General features: G+C 71.4%; 2 protein-coding genes. Both read right to left on the minus strand.

Annotated elements, in window-relative coordinates:
* Positions 1-4,865, minus strand: a 4,865-nt coding sequence (locus AC07RV_RS45700) for an amino acid adenylation domain-containing protein (protein WP_492716593.1), incomplete at its 3' end; no start/stop codon positions are given.
* Positions 4,866-8,419, minus strand: a 3,554-nt coding sequence (locus AC07RV_RS45705; protein WP_492716595.1) for an amino acid adenylation domain-containing protein, incomplete at its 5' end; no start/stop codon positions are given.

Here is an 8,419-nt window from a genome sequence, read left to right on the forward strand (position 1 = left end):
AGCGCCACCGCATCGGGGTCGCGCCGCGCCTGCGCCTCGATGCGGCGGTGCACCGCACCCTCGTCACCCCACGCCGCGGGCTCCACGCCCCAGCTCCACAGCCGCCCACGCTCGGACTCGTCCAGCAGATCCAGGTCGCAGGCCGCGACCTTCGCCTTCGCGTCCAGCCCGTCCACGATGCCGCACACCGCCGAGCGCATGAAGCCGGCCATGCGCTGCACGTCGATCGACTGCTCCACCTGCACCACCAGCTCGAAGCCCTCGGCCTGGTCGTTCACGTTCAGCGTGAACGGATAGTTGGTGCGCTCCACCGCCTCCAGCGCATCCATGCCCAGCCAGGTCTGCGCATGCGCCTCGCCCTCGCGGCTCGCGCTGTGACGGTAGTTGAGGATCGCGGAAAACAGCGGCGTGGCACCCGGCAGCGCGCTGCAGCGCTGGGCCAGCGACAACGGCGCATGCTCGTGATGCAGCAGGTCGCTGAGCGTGGCGTGCGTCTCGCGCAGGCAGACGTCCAGCGCGCGCGCACCCAGCCGCACGCGGATCGGCAGCGTGTTGATGAACATGCCGAGCGCGCGGTGCGCGTCCTGGCCGCCCTGCATGCGACCGAACAGCACGGTGCCGAACACCACGTCGTCGCGACCGGTGGTCTTGCCCAGCACCAGGGCCCACGCCAGGTGGAACAGCGTCGCCGCGCTCACCCCGAGCCGTTGTGCGCATTGCCGCAGCCGCAGCGACAGCGCCGCGTCGAGCAGCAGGCGTGCCTGCGCCACGCGCCCGCCCGCCAGCCGCACGTCGCTCAGGCCGAACGGCGTGGTCGGTTCGTCCACGTCGCCCAGCATCCGGCGGAAGAATTCCTCGTGTTCCTCGGGCCGCATGCCCAGGCGCGCCTGGGCCACATAGCGGCGGAACGGCACCGGCTCGGGCAACTCGGCCTGGCGCCCCTGCAGCACCAGGGCGATCTCCTCGATCAGCAGTTCCTCGGAGGTATGGTCCAGCGCCAGGTGGTGGCTGGGCAACTGCAGCAGCCAGCGGCCGTTGTCCGCGTCGTGCGCGGCGATGGCGCGGATCATCGGCGCGCGGCGTACGTCGATGCGGTATCGGCTGGCATCGACATGGGCATTGAGCCGGGATGCCACGTCGCCGGCATCGCCATCGGCCGGCGGCAGCCATTCGAGCGGCAACGCCGCCTCGCGGTAGACCACCTGCACGGGATTCAGCAGCCCTTCCCAGAGCACCGCCGTGCGCAGGATGTCGTGGCGCGCGATGACCTGGTCGAGGCTGGCGACGAACTGCCGCATGCGTGCCTCGGTGTCGAAACTCAGCAGCAGCGTCGTGACATAGGAGTCGCCCTCGGTCTGCATGAGGTGATGGAACAGGATGCCCTCCTGCAGCGGCGCCAGCGGATAGATGTCCTGGATGTTGCGCGCACCGCCCGGCACCGCCGCCTCGATCGCGCGGATGCTCGCCTCCTCCAGCGCCACCAGCGTCAGCATCCCCGGCTCGATCGCATCGCAGCCCTGCGCCGGAATGCCGTTGCGCGGCACCTCCACCTGCGCCCTCGCACCCCCGCCACCCGCGCTCATCGCCGCCACGAAGTCCCCCAGCCTCGGATGCTGGAACAGCGTGCGCACCTCCACCGCCCAACCCTGGCGCCGCATGCGCTCCAGCAACTGGATCGCCAGCAGCGAATGCCCGCCGAGCTCGAAGAAGCTGTCCCCGCGCCCCACGCGCTGCACCCCCAGCACCTCCGCCCACACCCCCGCCAGCGCGCGCTCCACCTCCCCGCGCGGCTCCTCGTACGCCACCCCACCACCCACCTCCGGTCGCGGCAGCGCCTTGCGGTCGATCTTCCCGTTCGCGTTCAGCGGCAGCCCCTGCATCACCATCAGCACCGAGGGCACCATGTACTCCGGCAGCACTCCCGCCAGCCCTGCCTTGAGCTGCGCGGCGTCCAGCGACACCCCCGCCTGCCCCGACACGTACCCCACCAGCCTCGCTCCGCCCGGCCCCTCGTCGGCCACCACCACCGCCTCGCGCACGCCGGCTCGCGCCAGCAGCTGCGCCTCGATCTCCCCCAGCTCGATGCGGAATCCCCGGATCTTCACCTGGTGGTCGATGCGGCCCAGGTACTCCAGCTGACCATCCTCGCGCCAGCGCACCAGGTCGCCGGTACGGTAAAGCCTCTCCCCCGCCGCCCCGAACGGGTCCGCCACGAAACGCTCCGCCGTCAGCCCACCCTTGTCCAGGTAGCCACGCGCCAGCCCCGCGCCCGCCACATAGAGTTCGCCGGGCACGCCGAGCGGCAGCAGCCCGAGCTCGGCGTCGAGCACGCGCAGGCCGAGGTCGGGAATCGACACCCCCACCGGGCTGCGCTGGCCATCCTCGAGGTCCGCGCGCGTGATCGGGCGATAGGTCACGTGCACCGTGGTCTCGGTGATGCCGTACATGTTGACCAGCCGCGGCGCCTCGTCGCCGAAGCGATCGATCCAGGGCCGCAGGCTCTCGGGCTCGAGCGCCTCGCCGCCGAAGATCACGAAGCGCAGCGGCAAGCGTGCGACGCCGGCCAGCGCCGGCGCGTGGATCAGCTGGCGGAAAGCCGAAGGCGTCTGGTTGAGCACGGTGACGCGCTCGCGGTCCAGCAGCGCGACGAAGTCGTCCGGCGAGCGACTCACCCAGTGCGGCACGACGACCAGCCGGCCGCCGGTGCACAGCGCGCCGAACACCTCCCACACCGAGAAATCGAAGGCGTACGAATGGAACAGGGTCCATGCGTCGTCCGGGCCGAAGTCGAACCAGGGCTGCGTGGCGTCCAGCAGCCGGGTCACGTTGCGGTGGCACAGCTGCGCGCCCTTGGGCCGTCCGGTCGAGCCGGAGGTATAGATCACATAGGCCAGATGATCGGGGTGCACCGCCACCTCGGGATCGTGCGCCGGCAGCAGGTCCGTGGCCGGATCGCCGAACTCGAGCACCCGCACGCTCTCGCCCACCGAGACCTGCGCACGCACCTGCGGCTGGGCCAGAAGCCATTCGATGCCGCTGTCGCGCACCATGTAAGCCAGCCGGTCCTGCGGATAGCCGGGATCGAGCGGCACGTAGGCGCCGCCCGCCTTCAGGATCGCCAGCAGGCCCACCACCATCTCGATCGAACGCTCGGCCGCGAGGCCGACGCGCGCCTCCGGCACCACGCCCATGGCGATGAGCCGGTGCGCCAGGCGGTTCGCGCGCGCGTTCAGCTCGCCATAGCTCAAGCGCTCCTCGCCGCACACCAGCGCGACGGCATCGGCCCGCTCGCGCGCATGGCGCTCGATGCGGCGATGGATCGACGCCTCGCCACCGGCCGCCTCGACGCGCCGCATGTCCGCCCATTGCAGCTGCTGCGCGCGCTCGGTCTCGTCCAGTAGCGCGAAGCGGCCGACGGTCTCCCCGGGGCCATCGGCCAGCGCGCGCAAGGCCGCCAGGTACTGGGCGCCGAACCGGGCCATGGTCGCGGGCTCGAACAGCTCCGCGGCGTAGGTCAGCATCACGCCGACCTGACCCCGCGCATCCTCGGTGGTGTCGAGCGTGAGCTCGAACTGCGCGGCCCGTTCCCCGAGCTCGTGGCCGTGCAGGGTCAGCCCCGGCAGCGACTCGAGCGCCTGCTCTCCACGGGGCTGGTGGTTGTGCACCACCTGGAACAGCGGGCTCTGGCCGAGGTTGCGCTCGGGCTGCAGCGCCTCCACCAGCTGTTCGAGCGGCAGGTCCTGATGGGCCTGGGCTCCCTGCACGGCCTCCTTCGCGGCATCGAGCAGCTCGCCCATGCGCATGCGCACGTCGATCACGCTGCGCAGCACCTGGGTGTTGACGAAGAAGCCCACCAGCCGTTCGGTCTCCGGCCGGTGGCGGTTCGCGATGGGCACGCCCACGCGGATGTCGGCCAGCGCCGTCTGGCGATGGAGCACCGCCTGGAAGCCTGCCAGCAGCGCCATGAAGAGGGTGGCACCCTGTGCCTGCGCGCGCTTGCGCAGTCCCTGCGCCAATGCCGCCGGCACCTCGAGCCTTTGCGTGGCGGCGCGGTAGCTTCCGTCGGGACGGCGCGCATGGTCGGCCGGCAGCTGCAGCACCGGATGACCGGTTCCCAGTCGATCGCGCCAGTAGGCAAGCTGGCGGTCCTTCTCGCCCGCCTCCATCCAGTTGCGCTGCCACGCCGCGTAGTCGGCATAGGCGATCGGGAGCGCCGGCCACTGCAGCGGCATGCCACGCACGCGCGCGGCGTAGGCCATGGCGAACTCCTCCATCAGCACCTGCATCGACCAGCCGTCCGAGATGATGTGGTGCATCACCATCACCAGCACGTGCCGCTGCGGCGCGAGGCGGATCACGGCCACGCGCAGCAGCGGGCCGGCCATGAGGTCGAAGGGGCGCTGCGTCACGCGCAGCGCGGCCTCGTTCGCGAGCCGCTCGCGCTCGCCATCGGACCCGGCGGCGGCCACGTCGACGAGCGGGATGTCCAGCGCGAGCTCGGACCGCACCACCTGCTGCGCGAGCCCGTCCGGCCCGGCACGGAACACGGTGCGCAGCGCGGCATGGCGCGCCACCAGCGCGCGGAAGGCCTCGCGCAGCGCCTCGATGTCGAGCGCGCCCTCGAGCCGCAGCGAGCCCGGTATGTGATAGGCGGTGCTGGCCGGGTCGAACTTCCAGAGGAACCATTGCCGGTCCTGCGCATAGGACGCGATGCATCCCTCCTGTTCCGCCGCCGGACTCCGCGGCACGATGGGGAACAGGGAGAAGTCGAGGCCCTGGGCCTTCAGTACCTTGAGGAAGCCCTGTTGCTTGTCGGCGGGCAGGCGCGCGAAGCGCTCCGCGATCTCACGTTTGTTCTGTTTCATTCAGCTTTCCCAGGCTTCAAGCAATGCGCTCATGCGCGCGATGTCCTGCGCATCCCCGGCGCTGTCCACGCCGCGTTGCGCCTCGATGGCCGCGCCCAACTCGGCCAATGTCGGGTTCTCGAAGAAGATCCGCAGGGCGAACTGCAGCTCGAAGGCGTCCTGCAGCCGGCGCTGCACCTGCAGCAGGGCGAGCGAGTGCCCGCCCAGCTCGAAGAAGTTGTCGTGGCGGCCCACCGACGGCGTGCCGAGCACCTCGCGCCAGAGCCCGGCGACGAGCTCCTCGACCTCGCCGCTCGGTGCCTCGTAGGGGCGGCCGCCCGCCTCTCCCGGCTCGGGCAGCGCATGGCGGTCGACCTTGCCGTTGGCATTGAGCGGCAGGCTGTCGAGGAACACCACGGCACCGGGCACCGCGTGCTCGGGCAACAGCTGGCGCAAGCGCTGGCGCAGGACGTCGGCGCTCACGTCGACCCCGGGCTGCAGCGATGCATAGGCCGCCAGCCAGGCCCCCGCGGGGCCCTCCTTCGCCACCACCAGCGCTTCCCGCACCTCGGGCTGCGCCAGCAGTTGCGCCTCGATCTCGCCGAGCTCGATGCGAAAGCCGCGCACCTTCACCTGGTGGTCGAGGCGGCCGAGGTATTCGAGCTGGCCGTCGTCGCCCCAGCGCACCAGGTCGCCGGTGCGGTACAGCCGCGCGCCGGTTTCTCGGAAGGGATCCGCGACGAAGCGCTCGGCACTCAGGCCGGCGCGCCGCAGGTAGCCGCGCGCCAGTCCTTCGCCACCGAGGTACAGCTCGCCCGTCGCGCCCACGGGCACGGGGTTCAGGTCATGGTCGAGCACATGCGCCGTGCGGTCTCCGACCAGCCTGCCGATCGGCATGTAGGCCGCTTCGAAACGCTCGCCCGCGAAGGCCTTGGCGATCATCGGCGTGATGACGGTCTCGGTCGGCCCGTAGCCGTTGATGATCCGCGGCGGCCTGAAGACCGCCTGCACGCGGTCGAAGCTCGCGCGCGGCATCGCCTCGCCGCCGACCGTGTAGGAGCGGATCGGCAGCCGGCTGCCGGCCTCGCCGAGCACGTCGACCATCTGCGCGAGATAGGTGGGCGTGAAGCAGGCCATGGTGATGCCGTGCCGCGCGATCTCCGCGGCCGTGCGCTCGACCGGCCAGATGTCGTTGTCGCGCGGCATCAGCGCCGCGCCGAAGGCCAGCGGCACCCAGGTGCGCTCGTGTGCGCCGTCGAAGGCGATCGAGGCGAACTGCAGCTCGCGGTCTTCGGGCGTCATCTCGTAGTCCTCGCCGATGGTCTGCACATGCATCGACAGCGGACCGTGCGTCACGGCCACGCCCTTGGGCCTGCCCGTGGAGCCCGAGGTGTAGATCACGTAGGCGAGGTTGCCGGCATGCAGCGCAACGTCGGGATCGCCGGCCTCGCCCGTCGCCAGGTCCAGCGATTCCAGCGTCAGCACCGGCAGGCCCGCGGGCACCGGCATGCGCACGGCCACGTGGTCCTGCGAGAGCAGCAGGGCGATCCCGCTGTCGTCCATCATGTAGGCCAGCCGGTCGGCCGGATAGGCCGGGTCGAGCGGGACATAGGCGCCCCCGGCCTTGAGGATGGCCAACAGGCCGACCACCATGTCCGTCGAGCGCTCGAGCGCGATGCCCACGCGCGTTTCCGGCTTCACGCCCGCCGCGATCAATCGATGCGCGAGACGGTTGGCGCGGGCATTGAACGCGGCGAAGTCGAGGCTGTGCGTCGCGGCGATCAACGCCGTTGCACCGGGCCGCTCGCGGGCCTGGCGTTCGACGAGCTGGTGCACCATCAGGCCCGACGCGGCGCGCGCCTCGCCATGGCCCCAGTCGCGCAGCCGCGCGACATCGCCCGCGCCCAGAACGCTCAGCGCGCGCAGCGGCCGCGTCGAACCGCTCGCCAGCGCCTGCGCAATCGACTGCACGGCCGCGCACGCCAGTTCGCAGACCCGCGCGGCACCGATCGCCTCGTCGACCTGGGTGACCAGCTCGAAACCGGTGCCCGTGTCGTTGACCGACAGGCCGAACGGGAAGTTCGAGCTCTCGCGCGAGTCGAGCATCTCGACGCCCTCGAGCACCGGCACGCCCGTGCCCGCCGCATCGGTCTGCGCACCGTGCCGGTAGTTGAGGATCGCGGTGAAGAGCGGTGCGCCGCTGGGCAGCGCGCTGCAGCGTTGCGCCATCGACAGGCTCGCATGCTCGTGATGCAGCAGTTCGGTCAGCGCCTCGTGGGTCTGGCGCAGGCATCGCGCGGCGTCATGCGCACCCGTGCGTACCCGCAGCGGCAGGGTGTTGATGAACATGCCCACCGAGCGGCTCGCCTCCGCGCCGGCCTGCATGCGGCCGAACAGCACGGTGCCGAACACCACGTCGTCGCGCCCGGTGATGCGCGCGAGCACCAGTGCCCAGGCCAGGTGGAACAACGCCGCGGGACTCACGCCATGGCGCAGTGCCTGCGCACGGACCCGCTGCGCGTCGGCCGGCGCGAGCAGCAGCTTCGATTCGGCGATGCGGCCGCCGTCGCCGCGCACGTCGAGCAGACCGAAGGGCGCGGTCGGCTCGCCGACGTCGCCCAGCACGCGGCGAAAGTACGCCTCGTGCTCGGCCGGCGTCACGCCGTGCCGCGCCTGGGCGACGAAGCGGCGGAACGGCACCGGTGGCGCCAGCGCTTCCGGCCGGCCCTGCAACAGGTGGGATATCTCCTCGATCAGCACGTCCTTCGAGGTGTGATCGAGCGCCAGGTGGTGGCTGGGCAGTTGCAGCAACCAGCGGCCGCCCGCGGCGTCGTGCGCGGCCAGCGCGCGCAGCAGCGGCGCCTTGCGCACGTCGATGCGATGGTGATTGCCCTTGACGATCGCGATGTCGTCGAGCCACTCGATCGAAAGCGCCGCCTGCCGGTGCACGACCTGGACCGGCTCCGGCAGTCCTTCCCACAGCACCGCCGTGCGCAGGATGTCGTGGCGCGCGATGACCCGGTTCAGGGCTGCGACGAAGCGCAGCAGGCCTTCCCGTTCGTCGAACGCCAGCAGCAGCGAGGTGACGTAGGCGTCCGCCTCGGTCTGCATGAGGTGATGGAACAGGATGCCCTCCTGCAACGGCGCCAGCGGATAGATGTCCTGGATGTTGCGCGCACCGCCCGGCACCGCCGCCTCGATCGCACGGATGCTCGCCTCCTCCAGCGCCACCAGCGTCAGCATCCCCGGCTCGATCGCATCGCAGCCCTGCGCCGGAATGCCGTTGCGCGGCACCTCCACCTGCGCTCTCGCACCCCCGCCACCCGCGCTCATCGCCGCCACGAAGTCCCCCAGCCTCGGATGCTGGAACAGCGTGCGCACCTCCACCGCCCAACCCTGGCGCCGCATGCGCTCCAGCAACTGGATCGCCAGCAGCGAATGCCCGCCGAGCTCGAAGAAGCTGTCGCCGCGCCCCACGCGCTGCACCCCCAGCACCTGCGCCCACACCCCCGCCAGCGCACGCTCCACCTCCCCGCGCGGCTCCTCGTACGCCACCCCGGCACCCACCTCCGGTC

It is taken from the genome of Variovorax sp. GW821-FHT09B01 (genome assembly GCF_059418345.1).